The organism is Thiomonas arsenitoxydans, assembly GCF_000253115.1.
Lineage (GTDB): Bacteria > Pseudomonadota > Gammaproteobacteria > Burkholderiales > Burkholderiaceae_C > Thiomonas > Thiomonas arsenitoxydans.
Genome location: NC_014145.1, coordinates 1239203 through 1254632 on the forward strand (window position 1 = coordinate 1239203; position 15430 = coordinate 1254632).

The 15430-nt window shown below is 64.1% G+C and carries 17 protein-coding genes; 7 read left to right on the forward strand and 10 right to left on the reverse strand.

Features of this window, described 5'->3' with window-relative positions; all coding sequences use genetic code 11:
- Window positions 1-10: 10 nt before the first annotated feature.
- Both THI_RS05695 and cysE read left to right on the forward strand, forming a co-directional pair.
- Window positions 11-793, forward strand: a complete 783-nt coding sequence (locus THI_RS05695; protein WP_013105288.1) for an RNA methyltransferase — start codon at window positions 11-13, stop codon at window positions 791-793.
- A gap of 70 nt (window positions 794-863) precedes the next feature.
- A complete protein-coding gene (gene cysE, locus THI_RS05700) occupies window positions 864-1631 on the forward strand; it encodes a serine O-acetyltransferase (RefSeq protein WP_013105289.1) in 768 nt (255 codons plus the stop codon).
- Window positions 1632-1671: 40 nt separating this feature from the next.
- On the opposite strand, the gene THI_RS18765 is transcribed toward cysE, so the two are convergent.
- Window positions 1672-1818: a hypothetical protein gene (locus THI_RS18765; protein ID WP_155816238.1), complete on the reverse strand. Its 147-nt coding sequence runs from the start codon at window positions 1816-1818 to the stop codon at window positions 1672-1674.
- 431 nt (window positions 1819-2249) lie between these two features.
- Here THI_RS18765 and THI_RS05705 point away from each other — a divergent pair, with 431 nt between their 5' ends.
- The 3 genes from THI_RS05705 (at window position 2250) to THI_RS05715 (ending at window position 4521) form a co-directional block, all read left to right on the forward strand.
- Window positions 2250-3902, forward strand: a complete 1653-nt coding sequence (locus tag THI_RS05705) for a methyl-accepting chemotaxis protein (RefSeq protein ID WP_013105290.1) — start codon at window positions 2250-2252, stop codon at window positions 3900-3902.
- 149 nt (window positions 3903-4051) lie between these two features.
- The gene (locus THI_RS05710; protein WP_013105291.1) at window positions 4052-4255 is read left to right on the forward strand and encodes a DUF3563 family protein; all 204 of its coding nucleotides are present in this window, start codon (window positions 4052-4054) and stop codon (window positions 4253-4255) included.
- On the forward strand, window positions 4249-4521 hold the full coding sequence (locus THI_RS05715) for a hypothetical protein (RefSeq protein ID WP_041608919.1): 273 nt from the start codon (window positions 4249-4251) through the stop codon (window positions 4519-4521). The genes THI_RS05710 and THI_RS05715 overlap by 7 nt, the downstream gene beginning before the upstream one ends.
- 107 nt (window positions 4522-4628) lie before the next feature.
- Here the strand turns inward: THI_RS05715 and THI_RS05720 are convergent, their stop codons facing one another.
- The 4 genes from THI_RS05720 to kynB are packed head-to-tail and all read right to left on the reverse strand — an operon-like array spanning window position 4629 to window position 7921.
- The gene (locus THI_RS05720) at window positions 4629-5117 is read right to left on the reverse strand and encodes an Lrp/AsnC family transcriptional regulator (protein ID WP_013105293.1); all 489 of its coding nucleotides are present in this window, start codon (window positions 5115-5117) and stop codon (window positions 4629-4631) included.
- 11 nt (window positions 5118-5128) lie between these two features.
- A complete protein-coding gene (gene kynA / locus THI_RS05725) occupies window positions 5129-5986 on the reverse strand; it encodes a tryptophan 2,3-dioxygenase (RefSeq protein WP_013105294.1) in 858 nt (285 codons plus the stop codon).
- Window positions 5983-7266 carry a kynureninase gene (kynU, locus tag THI_RS05730; RefSeq protein WP_013105295.1) on the reverse strand — a complete coding sequence of 428 codons (1284 nt, stop codon included), beginning with the start codon at window positions 7264-7266 and terminating at the stop codon, window positions 5983-5985. The genes kynA and kynU overlap by 4 nt, the downstream gene beginning before the upstream one ends.
- A 16-nt stretch (window positions 7267-7282) precedes the next feature.
- Complete coding sequence (gene kynB, locus THI_RS05735) at window positions 7283-7921, reverse strand: arylformamidase (protein WP_013105296.1); 639 nt, start codon at window positions 7919-7921, stop codon at window positions 7283-7285.
- A 176-nt stretch (window positions 7922-8097) separates the two neighbouring features.
- Here kynB and hppD point away from each other — a divergent pair, with 176 nt between their 5' ends.
- Window positions 8098-9213, forward strand: coding sequence for a 4-hydroxyphenylpyruvate dioxygenase (gene hppD / locus THI_RS05740; protein ID WP_013105297.1), 1116 nt, complete (start codon window positions 8098-8100; stop codon window positions 9211-9213).
- A 16-nt stretch (window positions 9214-9229) separates the two neighbouring features.
- On the forward strand, window positions 9230-10096 hold the full coding sequence (gene phhA / locus THI_RS05745; protein ID WP_013105298.1) for a phenylalanine 4-monooxygenase: 867 nt from the start codon (window positions 9230-9232) through the stop codon (window positions 10094-10096).
- Between the two features lie 19 nt (window positions 10097-10115).
- On the opposite strand, the gene maiA is transcribed toward phhA, so the two are convergent.
- The 5 genes from maiA to pelF form a co-directional block, all read right to left on the reverse strand.
- Entirely contained in the window at window positions 10116-10760 is a 645-nt protein-coding gene (maiA, locus tag THI_RS05750; protein WP_013105299.1) for a maleylacetoacetate isomerase, read from the reverse strand.
- 5 nt (window positions 10761-10765) lie between these two features.
- Window positions 10766-11779 (reverse strand): fumarylacetoacetate hydrolase family protein, encoded by a 1014-nt coding sequence (locus THI_RS05755; RefSeq protein WP_013105300.1) that lies wholly within the window; start codon window positions 11777-11779, stop codon window positions 10766-10768.
- Entirely contained in the window at window positions 11776-12321 is a 546-nt protein-coding gene (locus THI_RS05760; RefSeq protein WP_013105301.1) for a VOC family protein, read from the reverse strand. The genes THI_RS05755 and THI_RS05760 overlap by 4 nt, the downstream gene beginning before the upstream one ends.
- A 70-nt stretch (window positions 12322-12391) precedes the next feature.
- On the reverse strand, window positions 12392-13762 hold the full coding sequence (pelG, locus tag THI_RS05765; RefSeq protein WP_013105302.1) for an exopolysaccharide Pel transporter PelG: 1371 nt from the start codon (window positions 13760-13762) through the stop codon (window positions 12392-12394).
- Window positions 13763-15430 carry a GT4 family glycosyltransferase PelF gene (gene pelF / locus THI_RS05770; RefSeq protein WP_013105303.1) on the reverse strand — a complete coding sequence of 556 codons (1668 nt, stop codon included), beginning with the start codon at window positions 15428-15430 and terminating at the stop codon, window positions 13763-13765.

Genomic DNA, 15430 nt, shown 5'->3' on the forward strand with positions numbered 1-15430 from the left:
CAAAGAACAGATGAAAGACGCGCATTTTATCGACGCCGAGGCGGCCGCGTGTGCACCGTCGCTGGATGACACGGTCTTCGTGCTCGTGGGCACCAGTCATCCGGGCAATGTGGGCGCCGCGGCGCGCGCCCTCAAGAACATGGGTTTCGCCAACCTGCGGCTGGTCGCTCCGCGCTTTGCCGATGTGCTCACACAGCCCGAAACCCTGGCTTTCGCCAGCGGCGCGGAAGATGTGCTGAAGACTGCGCAAGTGCACGGAGAACTGGGTGACGCCGTGGCGGACTGCGGCGTGGTCGTGGCGCTGTCGGCGCGGGTGCGCGATTTCGGCCCTCCGCTGCACACGCCGGAGTGGTTGCCCCAACTGGCGCAGCGAAGTGCGGAGCAGGGGCGGCGCGTGGCGTTTGTTTTCGGTAGCGAACGCTTCGGGCTGAGCAACGCCGACGTGTATCGCTGCGATGCCCTGCTGAGCATTCCCGCCAATCCGGCCTACACCTCGCTCAATCTCGCGCAGGCGGTGCAGGTCATCGCGTGGGAGTGGCGTAAAGAGGTCGGGCTGCATGCGGTGCAGCCTGCGCAGACCGAAAGCGTGGCGGCGACGGCGGGAGAGGTGCAGGGGATGCTGGCGCATGTCGAGCAGGCTTTGCTGGCCTTGGAGGTGCTCGACCCCAACGCGCCGCGCAAACTGCTGCCGAGGTTGCAGCGTCTGGCTTCGCGAGCAGAACTCACGCGCGACGAAGTGCAGATTTTGCGCGGGGTGTGCACCGCCGTACTGCGCAAAGTGCCGAAGGGCTGATGCCGCGGCATGGAAAATCAGGGTTCAATACACTGACCTTTCCCTTCACTAGCTGTAAAGCGACCGATCCATGCTGCAACGATTGCGTGAGACCATCCAGATCATCTTGGAGCGCGACCCTGCCGCGCGTTCGACCTGGGAGGTTGTCACCTGTTATCCGGGCCTGCACGCCTTGCTGTTTCACAGCATGGCGCATGCCTGCTGGAAGCGCGGCTGGCACTGGCTCGGGCGGTGGATTTCGCACTGGGGGCGCTGGCTCACCGGCATCGAGATTCATCCCGGCGCCACCATTGGTCGGCGCGTGTTCATCGACCACGGCATGGGCGTGGTCATCGGTGAAACGGCGGAAATCGGCGACGACTGCACCATCTACCAAGGCGTGACGCTGGGCGGCACCTCGCTCTATAAGGGCGCCAAACGGCACCCCACTCTGGAAGCGGGCGTGGTGGTCGGCGCCGGGGCGCAAGTGCTCGGCGGCTTCACCGTGGGCGAGGGCGCGCGCATCGGCTCGAACGCGGTGGTCGTCAAGGCGGTTCCAGCCGGGGCGACCGCTGTGGGCAACCCCGCGCGCATCCTCCAGAAAGAAGTGGATCAGCAGCGCGAGGCCACGGCAGCGCGCATGGGGTTTTCCGCCTATGCCGTCACTCAGAACGGCGACGACCCGCAATCACGCGCGGTGCTCGGGTTGATCGACCATGCCGCGCAGCTCGAACATCAGGTCGCGCTGCTCTGGCAAGCGCTTGAGCGTCACGGCGTTTGCCCGGCCGAGACCTGTCCGCCCGAGGCGCTGCGCACCGAGCATTTCGATAAAGCCAAGCTGGAAAAACTGGTGGAGTGAAGGCGCAGGGGTGCGCCTTGCGCGCAGGATGATCGCCGCGTCAATGCCGATGAAGAGCGCGACGGTCGCGCAGCATGTGCTCCAGCTCATTCAGGCTGGTTGTACGCACGGCAAAAAGTCGGATCGTTTCGGCAGAGCTGCCGTTTGAGCCGAAGAAGAAATTGAGAATTTGTTTCACTATGCCCATGATGGCACCGATGTAAGTCTAGGGTTAACCCGCATTCTAAGGGGCGCCAGGTTTTTTTTGCTCGGCTGCCCCCTCGAGGGGGAGACCGCTCCGTGCGCAATGGGCGATGAAAAGGAACCGACTCATGAGACTTTTGATCTGGCTCACGCTGGCCTGTCTTTGTCTGAGCGCTTGCGCTGCGCCTGGGGCGTCGGCTGATCATCATTCCGGCGTGATCCTTTACGGTGAACTGGACGAGGGCATCCAAATCCATCCTTAGAACCGACCACAGCATTATGTTAGGCCGATGAGCGGCTGCCTGATTGGCATGATCTAGATCAAACTATTGTGCGATGCGCCTCAAGCGCGAGCCTTGGGGGCCGTTATCTAGATATTCGAATATGCCGCGTGTCATGCAGAAAAAGTTCTCCAGCATGCGGCTTTGAGGAGTCATGCGCAACAACCAGCCCGTCACCCAGACCGAGCGCCTGTTTGGGAAAAATGAATACATCGTCTCCAAGACCGACCTCAAAGGGCGGCTCACCTATGTGAATCGGCCTTTTCTGGAGATCAGCGGATTTTCCGAGGACGAATTGCTGGGTTCCGCCCACAACATCGTGCGCCACCCGGACATGCCGCCTGAGGCGTTTGATGACATGTGGCGCCATCTTCAAGCCGGCAAGCCGTGGCAGGGCATGGTGAAGAATCGTTGCAAGAACGGCGATTTCTACTGGGTTCAGGCCAATGCCAATCCCATCTGGGAAGAGGGCCGGATGGTGGGCTATATGTCACTGCGGGTGCTCCCCAGCCGCGAGCAGGTGAGGGCGGCGCAAGAGTTCTACGCTTCGCTGCGAGAAGGGCGCGCGCAGGGCTGGACGGTGCGGCATGGAAAGCCAGCGCGCACCGGCTTGCGCGGATGGTTGAGCGAGGGTGCGCAGGTGTTGCAACAGCGGGCCGTTTCCTTTTTCAGCGCGGGTTTGCTGCTCATCGCCCTGTTGATGCTGGCGCTTGGCGGAGCCGAGCAAGCTGGCTATCTGCAAATTGCAGGCTTGGCGATCAGCACACTGCAGATGGGGCTGTCGGTGGTGCTGATGGGCGGACTGGCATCGCTCGTCTGGACCGTGCGGCGTCAACTGTTGCAGCCCATCGATGCGCTGCAAAAAGAGATGGAAGCCGTATCGGCGGGCAATCTGATCTTGGGCGAAGTGTCCACCGACACGCGTGGCGCAAACCGTTTGCGCCAGACGCTGGACACCATGCGCGGAAACCTCAGCAGCATGGTGCAGGACATTCGCGCCGCCGCCGCGCAGATCACGACAGGTTCGCAGGAAATCGCCTCGGCCTCGCAGGGGCTGGCACAGGCCGCGTCGGAGCAGGCCGCCTCGGTCGAAGAGACGTCGGCCACGCTGGAGCAGACGGGTGCCTCCATCGAACAAAATGCCGAGAGCGCCCGGCAGACCAACACCCTTGCGCAGGCCGCTGCGCATCAGGCGAGCGAAGGCGGCACCGCGGTGGCGCAAACGGTGCAGGCGATGCAAAGCATCGCCGAGCGGATTTCCATCATCGACGACATCGCCTACCAGACCAATATGCTGGCGCTCAACGCCGCGATTGAAGCCGCGCGGGCCGGAGAGCAAGGCAAGGGATTTGCGGTGGTTGCGGCCGAAGTGCGCAAGCTGGCCGAAAAGAGTCAGGCGGCCGCGCGCGAAATCAGCGAACTGGCGACCTCCACGCTTCACCAAGCCGATCGGGCGGGTGATCTGCTCCAGGAGATCGTGCCCGCCATCGCCAAGACTTCGCAGCTCGTGGATGAAATCAGCGCGGCGTCAAGCGAGCAGGCCACGGGGGTTCAGCAAATCTCTCAGGCCGTCGCGCAACTCAACACGGTGACCCAGCACAACGCCTCGGCATCAGAAGAACTGGCCGCGACGGCGGAAGACTTGAGCGAGCAGGCGAAGTTTCTCGAAAAGGCCATGGTGCAGTTCCGCCTGAATGGTGAGCGCGTTCCCGTCGTGCTGTCGCGTGCAGAGCGCAAGCGGCAAGGCGCACAGGACATGCCGGGCGTGGGTTCGCTGGCCAGCGAAGGAGGATTCACCGCGTTCTGATGGGAAGAGTACTGCGGGAAGGGTGCAGTGATGCTGCAACGCAACATGCAATAGCCCTGATCGCGCAGCTTGTTGGCAAGCAGGCTAATATTAGGGTTATCCCTTATTCTTTTGCGGCTGTTCCCACAAGGAATCACCCGCACCTCATCATGAATCACTTCAAGCATTTTCTCGACAAACTCCTGTCCAGCATCGAGACGCACCAGGGCGCGGACGAGCACTATCTTGCCCAATCCGTCGACGCCTGTGACTTTGAACGCCGCGTGCGCGAGTTGGAAATGCGCGGCTCTCATACCCAAGATTGGACCTGGGTCGATGTGGCGCGAAATCAAACGGAGCGCCATTCATGGTGACGTCGTTTGCTGCAGCGCAGCACGGCCCGGTGTGCGCGTCTGCAGCGTCTGCGCCGTGGCTGGCTCTGTCCGAAGGCTGGGTAGGATCGGTCCATGCGGTCAGTCGGCAGGTGCTTTACTGGCCGTTCGACGCGCTGCGAGATCAGTACGCTACTGCCGTGCGTGCGGGGCTGATCGAGCGCTCGCTCATTGCGTCGTCCCAGTTCGAGCGCAAAACCGCGGCACTGGAGCAGGCCTTGCTCGGCAGCTATGCCCGGCGGGTCTGATTGCTGAGAGCGCCCCCAGACCTGCCGCGTTCGCGTCAGGCCCCCCGAGGGGGATGAGAAAACTTGGGGCGGCCCTGCGTTTTCTCATGAGCGGCTCACGTAGACGATCAGACTGAAATGCCGGTGAAGGGTTTGACCTCGGTGAGCACGAAGCTGGATTTCACGTCTTCGACGCTTTCGTGTTTGAGCAGGGTTTCGAGCACGAAGTGGGCGTAGTGCTCCATGTCTTGCACATGCACGCGCAGCAAGTAGTCCATCTCGCCGGTCATCGCCAGGCATTCCACCACTTCGGGCCAGCCTTGAACGGCGGCGCGAAAAAGGTCTTGCGGCGAACGCTGGTTGCTGGCACGGTGTTTTTCCAGGCGGACACTGAGCAGGGCGCTCAGGCTGAGGCCGAGTGCGCGCGGGCTGACGATGGCGCGATAGCCCTCGATGACCCCGATCTGCTCCAGCCGCCGGATGCGTCGCTGAACGGCCGAGGCGGAAAGCCCGATCTGCTCGGCCAGCTTTTCCTGCGTCAGTCGTGCATCGGTCTGCAGCAGGGCCAGCAGCTTGCGGTCGATGCGGTCGATGTCTTCAGTCGGGGGTTTGCGCATGGCGGGCGGGCTCACAGATCGGTGCGCAGAGTCCACAACTCGGGAAACAGCACGGTGTCGAGCATCTTGCGCAAATAAGGCACGCCGCCGGTGCCGCCGGTGCCGCGCTTGAAACCGATGACGCGCTCGACGGTGGTGACGTGGCGGAAGCGCCAGAGGCGAAACGCATCTTCGAGATCAACCAGTTCTTCGCCGAGCTGGTAAAGGTCCCAGTGATCTTCGGGCGAGCGGTATACCGTCAGCCAAGCTTGCTCCACTTCTGCGTGGGCGGCATACGGTTGCGCCCAGTCGCGATCGAGGTGGGTCTGGGGAATGGGCAGGCCGCGGCGGGCGAGCAGGCGCAGGGCTTCGTCGTATAGGCTGGGCGCGCGCCAGGCGGCCTCTACCGTGGCGAGGTGGTCCGGCCGGTGGGCATGCGGGCGCAGCATGGCCGCATTTTTGTTGCCCAGCCGGAATTCAATGCATCGATATTGCCAGCTTTGAAAACCGCTGGAACTGGCCAGATACGGCCGCAGCGCGGTGTATTCGCTGGGCGTCATGGTGGCGAGAACGTCCCAGGCGTGGACGAGTTGCTCCATGATGCGTGACACGCGCGACAGCATCTTGAACGCCGGCTGCAGCGCGTCGGCGCGCACGCAATCGAGCGCGGCGTGCAACTCATGCAGCATCAGCTTCAACCAGAGTTCGCTGGTCTGGTGCTGAATGATGAACAGCATCTCGTTGTGCGTGGGCGAGAGCGGATGCTGCGCGCCGAGTAGCTCGTCGAGATGCAGGTAGTCGCCATAGCTCATCGACTGCGAAAAATCGAGTTGCGCGCCTTCCTCGCGCACGATCTCCTCGCCTCTGGCTGCTGGCTGAGCGGCGCTCATGTCACTGCTCCCTTGCGGGCGAATCGCGCCTCTCGCCAGACGCCGCTGTCGAGTACGTCGCGCAGCGTCTGCACGGCGTCGAACACATCGACATAACGCAGGTAAAGGGGAGTGAAGCCAAAGCGCAGCAGGTCGGCATCGCCGCGGGTTTTGTCTCCGGCGCGGAAGTCGCCGATCACCCTGCGGGCGATCAGGGCCTGCATCACGGCGTAGCCGTCGCCGTCGAAGGTCAGCGAGACTTGGCTGCCGCGCCGGGCGGCGTCGAGCGGGGTGGCGAAGGTGAGCGGATACGCGCTCAGTTGCTCGTGAACGAGGCGGATGAACAGGTCGCTGAGCGCCACAGACTTGCGACGTAGCGCCTGCATGCCGCCCATGGGCTCGGCGGCGAGCAGCGTGTCCACGCCGCAATCGAGCGCGGCCAGCGAAAGCAAGGTCGACGTGCCGCAGAGGTAGCGCGCAATGCCCTGAGCGGGCTGGTAGTCGCGGGTGAAAACGAAGGGCGCCGCGTGGCCGTGCCAGCCTGACAGCGGCTGCTCCACCCGGTTGACATGGCGCGCATGCACCCAGACAAAGGCGGGCGCACCCGGGCCGCCGTTGAGGTATTTATAGCCGCAGCCGATGGCGAAATCGGCTTGCGCGCCGTTGAGATCGACCGGCACCGCCCCGGCGGAATGCGCCAGATCCCACACCGTCAGTGCACCCGCCGCGTGGGCCGCTGCGGTGACAGCGGCCATGTCGTACAGCGCACCGCTGCGATAGTTCACCTGCGTGAGCAGGAGCACGGCCACGTCGTCGTGCAGGCGGCCGAGGGCCTGGCCCTGCTCCACGAGTTCAAGCTGCATGCCGTGCTGCGCGGCGAGCGACTGGGCCATATAGAGATCGGTCGGGAAATTTTCCCGCTCGGAAACGATGACGCGGCGCTGCGGCGCATCGGCGCGGGCGATGGACAGCGCGGCGCTGAGCACTTTGTAGAGGTTGATGGAGGTGGAGTCGGTCACCACCAGTTCGTCGGGCGCGGCGCCCACGAGGCGGGCGATCTTGTTGCCCACGCGCCGGGGCAGATCGATCCAGCCCGCCGTGTTCCAGCTGCGAATCAGGCCTTCGCCCCATTCCTCGGTGAGCACGGTTTGCACGCGCGCGGCGGTTGCCCGGGGCAGGGCGCCGAGCGAATTGCCGTCGAGGTAGATGACGCCGTCGGGCAGGGTGAACTGTTCGCGCAGCGGGGCGAGGGGATCGGCGGCGTCGAGCGCGAGGCCGTCTTGGCGTTGTAGCGTTGGCATAGGAAGAAGGAGGAGGTCAAAGTTCGCGCAGCACCGCGCGCACCGGCGAGGCGCAGGCGCCTTGCAGCTTCAGGGGGAGGGCAATCAGCTCATAGTCGCCTTCGGGAACGTCATCGAGCACGAGGTTTTCGAGCACGCGCAGCTCATGCTGCAAGAGTTGCGCGTGGCTGTCGAGTGTCTTGCTGCTTGCGGGATCGATCGACGGGGTGTCGAGCCCGATGAGGGTCACGCCTTGCACGGCCAGCCAGCTCACCGTCGTGGGGGCGAACGCAGCAAAGTCCTCCGTCCAGACCGTCAGCGCGCGGTGGCGGGTACGCACCAACACGCGCGGGGGCAGGTTTGCTGCGGCATGTTGCAGATGGGCGATGTCGATCAGGGCGCCGCAATCCAGGGCGTGAATCACCCGGCATGGGCCCAGATACGGCGCAAGGCCTACCGCGTCGATGCTCGCGCCGTCGTTCGCGTAGTGCAGCGGCGCGTCCGCATGCGCGCCAACGTGGGGCGAAAACCGCACGGCGCTGAGATTGACCGGGCAGCCGGGGCCGAGCCGCGCCGTCCACTCCAGAGAAAACGGCTCGTCGCCCGGAAACACCGGGGCGGAGGGCGAGACAGTCGGGGAGATGTCCCATACGCGGCTCCTGGGCGGGCGGTTCATGGGCGGGCCTTCGCTCGGATTGGATAGTGGGTTGCGGATGTGTGCAGCTTATCGGATCGTACGGGATAATGCGCGCAGGATTTTCCCGCAATACGCCAAAATGGCGCGAGTTTTGCTGAAACCCTGCGCGAGTGCTGGCCTACAGTTTGTGTATTCCAAAAAAAGGAGACAGCCGCATGAATACCTTGAATACCTCCTCCGCCTCGAACCCCATGGGCACCGACGGCTTCGAGTTTGTCGAGTATGCCGCGCCGGAGCCCGAAAAGCTCGGCGCTCTGTTCGCCCAACTCGGCTTTCGCGCGGTGGCCCGCCATCGTCACAAGAACGTGACCTTGTGGCGCCAGGGCGGCATCAACTTCATCGTCAACGCCGAGCCAGACTCGTTCGCGCAGCGCTTCGCCCGGCTGCACGGCCCCAGCATCTGCGCCATTGCCTTCCGTGTGCACGACGCCAACGCCGCCTACAAGCGCGCGCTGGAACTGGGCGCCTGGGGCTTCGACAGCCGCAGCGGCCCGATGGAGCTGAACATCCCGGCGATCAAGGGTATCGGCGACAGCCTGATCTACTTCGTCGATCGCTGGCGCGGCAAGGATGGGCGCAACGGCGGCATCGGCGACATCTCGATTTACGACGTGGACTTCGAGCCAGTGAACGATGCTGCGGCGGAGCACGTGGGCGCCGGCCTGACCACCATCGATCACCTCACCCACAACGTGCACCGCGGCCGCATGGGCGAATGGGCGGATTTCTATACCCGGCTGTTCAACTTCCGCGAGATCCGCTACTTCGATATCGAGGGCCAGGTGACCGGGGTGAAGAGCAAGGCCATGACCAGCCCCTGCGGCAAGATCCGCATCCCCATCAACGAGGAGGGGCAGGAGAAAGCGGGACAAATTCAGGAGTATCTCGACCGCTATCACGGCGAGGGTATTCAGCACATTGCGCTGGCCACCGACGACATCTACGCCACGGTGGAAGGCCTTCGACGCGCCGGGGTGGAGTTTCTCGGCACCCCCGACACCTATTACGAACTGCTCCACAAACGCCTGCCTGGCCACGGTGAAGCGGTGGAGCGCCTGCGCGCCGATCGCATCCTGCTCGACGGCACGACGCAACCTGAAAAACGCCTGCTGCTGCAGATCTTCACCCAGACCGTCATCGGCCCGATCTTTTTCGAGATCATCCAGCGCAAGGGCGACCAGGGCTTTGGCGAGGGCAACTTCAAGGCGCTGTTCGAAAGCATCGAACTCGACCAGATGCGCCGCGGCGTGCTGGAAACGCAGAACGCCTGAGCATAGGAGGGCGATCATGTCCAGCGTTCCGGTGACTTACGGCGAAGCCAGTATCACCCCGCGCGGTGACTACGCGCATTGCGATGCCGACTACACCTGCGCGCAGCAATGGGCGCGCTACACCCCGCAAGAGCACGAGTTGTTCGCGCGGCTCTATGCGCGGCAGATGGCGCTGTTGCCGGGGCGGGCTTGCGAGGAGTTTGTGCGGGCTTTGCCGCATCTGCAGGCGCGCAGCAGCATTCCGCGGTTTGACGACATCAACGTCCGCCTGAAAGCGGCGACGGACTGGGAAATCGTGGCCGTGCCGGGGCTGATTCCCGAAGCGGCGTTTTTCAGCCTGCTGGCGGCGAGGCGTTTTCCGGTGACGGTGTGGCTGCGCAAGCCAGAGGAGTTCGACTACATCGTCGAGCCCGATCTGTTTCACGATCTGTTCGGCCATGTGCCGCTGTTGTTCGAGCCCCGGTTTGCCGACTATATGCAGGCGTTCGGTGCGGGCGGGCTCAAGGCGCAAGGGCAGCATGCGCTGCAGTTTCTGGCGCGGCTGTACTGGTACACGGTGGAGTTCGGACTGATTCGTACCCCGCAAGGTTTGCGGATTTATGGTGCGGGCATTCTGTCATCGGGCGGCGAGGTGGAACACAGCCTCCACAGCCCGCAAGCGCGGCGCGTGCGCTTTGATCTGCTTCGGCTGCTGCGCAGCCGCTATCGCATCGACTCATATCAGGCAACCTATTTCATCATCGACAACTTCCAGCAATTGTTCGATGCGACGGCGCCCGACTTCACCCCGTTCTACGACCAAGCCGCCATGCTTCCGGAGATCGAGGCCGGGGCGCTGCTGCCCGACGAGGTGGACGAAATGGTTAGCGCCGAAACGGACTGAGGCGGTCGGGCAGGAGGGTCTATTCGGCGTCGGGCTGACGCGCAGGCGCGGCGCGCGCGAAGGCGTCCAACTCGTCGCATTCCGCGCAGATGCGCTCCACGGTGGTCAGCCCCGCCAGGCTGCAGCCAAAGCGGCGGGCATTGAACACCTGCGGAACGAGGCAACAGTCGGCCAGGGTGGGCGTGTCGCCGTGGCAGAAGCGGCCGGTGCGCGGGTCGCTTGCGAGCATTTTCTCCACGGTCTGTAGCCCGCGTTCGACCCAGTGGCAATACCACTCGGCTTTCTGTGCCTCTCTCAGATCGAAGGTACGGGTGAGGTGCTGCAGCACGCGCAGATTGTTGATGGGATGAATGTCGCAGGCGATGATCTGAGCGATGGCGCGAATACGCGCGCGGTCTGCCGCCGATCCCGGCAGCAGCGGCGGGTTCGGGTGGGTCTCGTCCAGGTACTCGATGATGGCCAGGGACTGGTTCAGGATCTGGCCGTTGTCGTCCAGAGTGGGCACGGTTTCGTTGGGGTTGATCGCGGCATAGCCAGCGGCGTGTTGCTGGCCGCCGTCACGCAGCAGATGCACAGGCACCGATTCGAAAGCCAGCCCCTTGAGGTGCAGCGCGATGCGAACCCGATAGGCGGCAGAACTGCGGAAGTAGGTGTAGAGCTTCATCGGTCTCATTCCGGCAGCGCCTGCACGCGGTTGCGGATGCTGCCGAACAGGCTCAAACCCCGGTCATCGTGCATGCTGATCTCTACCCCGTCGCCGTCGCGCAGAAAGGGCGTGGTGGCCTCGCCCTGTTCGATCGTTTCGTAGGTGCGCACCTCGGCGATGCAGGCATAGCCCACGCCGCCGTGCTCGACCTTGGAGCCCCACAGCCCGCCCTGCTTGTTCGACACCGTGCCCGAGCCGATGATTGTGCCCGCAGCCAACCGGCGGGTCTTGGCCGCATGCGCGATGAGTTGGGCGAAGTCGAAGGTCATGTCCACCCCGGCATTGGGTTGACCGAACAGGCGGCCGTTGACCTCCACCCGCAGGGGCAGATGCAGCTTGTTGTCGTGCCACGCCGCGCCGAGTTCGTCGGGCGTGAGTGCCACCGGGCTGAACGCTGACGCGGGTTTGCTCTGGAAGAAGCCAAAGCCCTTGGCCAGTTCCGCCGGAATGAGATGGCGCAGCGAGACGTCGTTGACCAGCAGCACCAGACGGATGGCCTGCGCCGCCTGCGCGGGCGTGGCGCCCAGCGGCACCTCCCCGGTGATGACGGCCACCTCGGCCTCGAAGTCGATGCCCCAGCTCTCCTTGGCCACGATGGGGTCGCAGGGAGCGATGAAGCTGTCGGAGCCGCCCTGATACATCAGCGGGTCGGTGTAGAAGGTGGCGGGCACTTCGGCTTTGCGTGCCTTGCGTACCAGCTCGACATGGTTGATGTAGGCCGAACCGTCGGCCCATTGGAAGGCGCGCGGCAGGGGCGAGTGGCAGGCGGCGGCGTCGAAGGGCTGGGTGTGCCGTGCTGTTCCGGCTTGCAGGGCCAGCGCCGCATCGCGCAGCAGCGGGGCGCAGCGCGCCCAGTCGTCGAGCGCGGCCTGCAGGGTCGGGGCGATGTCGGGCACCGGCTGGCACAGGGTCAGGGTGTCGTTGACCACGACCAGTCGGCCGTCCGGGGCCGCGGTTTTCAGCGTGGCCAGCCTCACTGGAACATCTCCTTGTAGCGGCCGTCATGCATCCAGGCGGCATGCTTCGGGGCTTTGCGGGTCTGGCTCCATTCTTCGAGCATGTCCCACTTCACGGCGTCGAGCGCGGCGAGCATCTTGGGACTGGAGGTATTGCACGCTAATTCCAGGCGGTGGCCGTTGGGGTCGAAGAAGTAGATGGACTGAAACAGCGCATGGTCGGTCGGGCCGATGACGTCGATGCCGGCGTTCTGCAGGCGCTGCTTGGCGGCGAGGAGTTCGTCCATGGAGCCGACCTCCAGCGCGAGGTGCTGGGTCCAGACGGGGGTGTTGGGGTCGCGTCCCATCTCGGGCTGCGTGGGCAGCTCGAAGAAGGCCAGGATATTGCCCTGGCCCGCGTCGATAAAGATGTGCATGTAGGGATCGGCTTCGCCTGTGGAGGGCACGGTGTCTTCGGCGATGCACAGCACCAGTTTCATGTCCAGATGCTGCTCGTACCAGCGCGCGGTCTGCAGCGCGTCTTTGCAGCGGTAGGCAACATGATGGATCTTTTGGACCAGCATGATGAGTCTCCTGTTTTGTTAACTTTGAAACTCTAGTCCCAAAACAGTCGGTTTGCAGGCCCGCGGGAGACTACTGCAGCATGAAGGTCTGATACTCCAGCTTGCGGAACAGGCGCTGCAGCAACATCATGCCCAGCATCAGCGTGAGGAGCAGGGCCACGCCGAAGCCGTAGCCGAAGAAGGCCGGGCCAAGGTGGATGGAGAGCATGCTCAGCGCAAAATTCAGCACCGTCAACGTGGCCGTGATGACCACCACATCGCGTCTGCGGTCCAGGTAATAGAACACGTTGAGCACGGCCAGCAACATCACCTGGAAGCTCGCCGCTACGGCCTGCACCAGAAACAGCGGGATGTAGAGGCTGCTGATGCCGATCCACGAAAACAGCGCCGGCACGAAGGTGTAGACCGCCAACAACGTGAGCGCCTGCACCTTCAGAATTTGATAAAGCCCCTCGCGCACCACGCCCTGCATGCCGTCGTGATAGCGGGCGATGTCTTGCAGCGCGCCGCCTTCGCGCACGGCGGTGTAGAACTTGTCGTACCACTCGACGAAGTCGGTCTCGAACTTCACCAGAAAAATGCCCATGCCCGGGATGACGCACAGATAGGCGAGAAACACCGGCAGGTCGTAAATGGTGGAAGCGCGCAGCGGCCCGATGACCGGGGTGGACGTGCCGGTGGTGAACCAGAAGGTGAGCTTGTCCGCCCACACGCCCAAGTTGTAGAGCATGCCGCCCGCGATGAGCGAGAGATACATCTGCCGCGGGCGGAAGCAGGCCAGCGTGATGGGGCGAACCACGGGAAAGTTGCGTAGCACCAGCCACAGCATCAGCACCCACATGACAAACTGCCCGCCGATAAACCCGAGCAGCAAGCCGTCGAGCCCCCAGCGGCGGGCGAAGTATGACAGCAGCACCGAGATGCCGTAGCCCAGCGCATACAGGCCGACGATGGCGCGGTACTGCTTCAGGCCCGAGAGGAACACGGTGGTGATCCACAGGTTCGACAGCAGCGTGAGCCCGACCACGATGAGCACCCGGTATAGATTGCCCACGCCGTCAAACCCCAGCAGCGCCACCAGCCAACCCAAGGCGCCGCTCACTGCCGTGGTCACGAGCACCACACCGAAATAGGCCGGAGCGATGTCGTCCTTGCGCTTCTCGAACAGTCGGTCGGCCACCCACCGGGTGAAACCCAGTTGCAGCCCGCCGGTGAGAATGAGCGAGGCCATGATGAGATAGGTCACCGTCACCTGGAACTGGGTGATGAGCGCGTCGGGCGTGACCACGCCGAGCGACAGCACGCCCACCGCGATGAGGCCGATGATGGAAAACACCCACGGCCCGGAGCTGATGATGGACGCATAGGTGTAGGCGCGCAGCAGCCCGAGGTAGGACTCGGAGCGCAACAGCTTGCGCAGTTCGAAGCCGATGCCGGCCATTTATGCCAAGTCCTTTTCGTCTGCCTTCGAATCGACTGCGAGGGGCGGCTCGTCCAGCGGCGGCTCGCCGCGCAGCCAGGTGGCGACTGCGCCGACTTCATCGCTCAGGCCGACGTCGCGGGCGGCGCTGCGTTGCAGGGCGTCGTCGTACACCGCGCGGTAGTTGTCGAACATCATGGGTTGGGTGTAGTAGCGCTCGACCCGGGCGATGCCTGCGGCGCTGGCGGCTTGCCAGCGGGCCGTGTCGCCTAGCAGTTCGGCGCAGGCTTCGCCCAGCGCCTGCGCGTCGGCGATGCCGACCACGGCGCCTGAGGCGCCCAGCGCTTCGTCTTCCGCGCCCAGTCCGTAGATGAGCTGACGGCACGAGCCCACGTCGGTAGTGACCGAGGGCACGCCCCCGGCATAGCCTTCGAGCATGACCAGCGGCAGCGCCTCGCTGATGGACGACAGCACCACCAGCCCGATCTTGGGCATGAGCTCGGTGAGCTTCTGGAAGCCGAGGAACTTGAGGGTGTCGCCCAGTTGCAGACTCTCGGCGAGATCGTGGCACTCGCGGGCATATTCCGGGTGCTCGTCCTCCGGCCCGGCGATCCAGCCTTCGAGCCCGGGCAGGCGGTTGCTGGCCACGCGTACCGCGCGGATGAAGGTCTTGATGTCCTTGATCGGCACCACCCGGCCGATGAGGCACATCACCAGCGGGGGCGAAGCAGGGCGCAAGGCGCGGGTCGCGGCGAAGGGCGGCACGTTGATGCCGTTGGCGATGCAGCAGGTGGTGATGGGGTTGGCGCCGTCGGCGATCTGCCGCAGGCGGTTGGTTTCGTACAGCGCAATGACGGGATCGGCGGCGTCGTAGCACATGCGGCCCAGCGACTCGAACAGACGTATCCAGAGCTGGCGGAAATAGCCGGCCTCGCCCGCGGTACGTTCGAGCACCGGGGTGTTGTCGCTGATCCAATTGGCCGAAAACAGGTCGATGCGCCGCTCCTTGGTGTAGATGCCGTGCTCCGACAGCACCAGCGGCTTGTTGTAGAGCCGCGCGAGAACCGCGCCCAGATACCCGGCGTAGCCGGTGGAGACGGTGTGATAGATGCGGGCGCGTGGCAGTTCGCGGGCCAGCGTCGCCAGCGTCCAGATGGGGGTGTGCATGGTGCGCACTGTCCAGAAGTAATCGACGAAGGACGGATCGGTGCAGCGAAGTTGGTACTGGGCGGTGAGGTAGCCCCACGATTGATGCGAGTGCAGAAAGTAGTGCAGATCGAGCTTGTCCTGCATGGCTTGCAGGCTGGCGCGCAGCACTTCGGCGCGGCTGGCGGCGTCTTGGCCATCGCGAATCAGGGTGTGCAGGTTTTCCACCAGTTCGGCGGTCGCGGCGTCGCCGCGTTCTTCGCGCGCGGCGGGCAGCACCGCGTCGCTGAACAGATAGTGATGGGTGAGCCCGACCACATTGGGCGGCATCTGGTAGCGCGGCTTGCCATAGTCTTCCTCGCGCGAGCCGAGAAACACCAGATGAAAGCGCAGGTGCGGAAATCCGCTCACGATCTGGTGCACCCAGCTCGACACGCCGCCCGAGACATAGGGGTAAGTGCCTTCGAGTAGCAGCATGACGTCGATCTCAAAGGGGGCTTCGCGGCCCTCGGGTTGCGTGTCGGTGAAGTCGGGTTGCGTCAT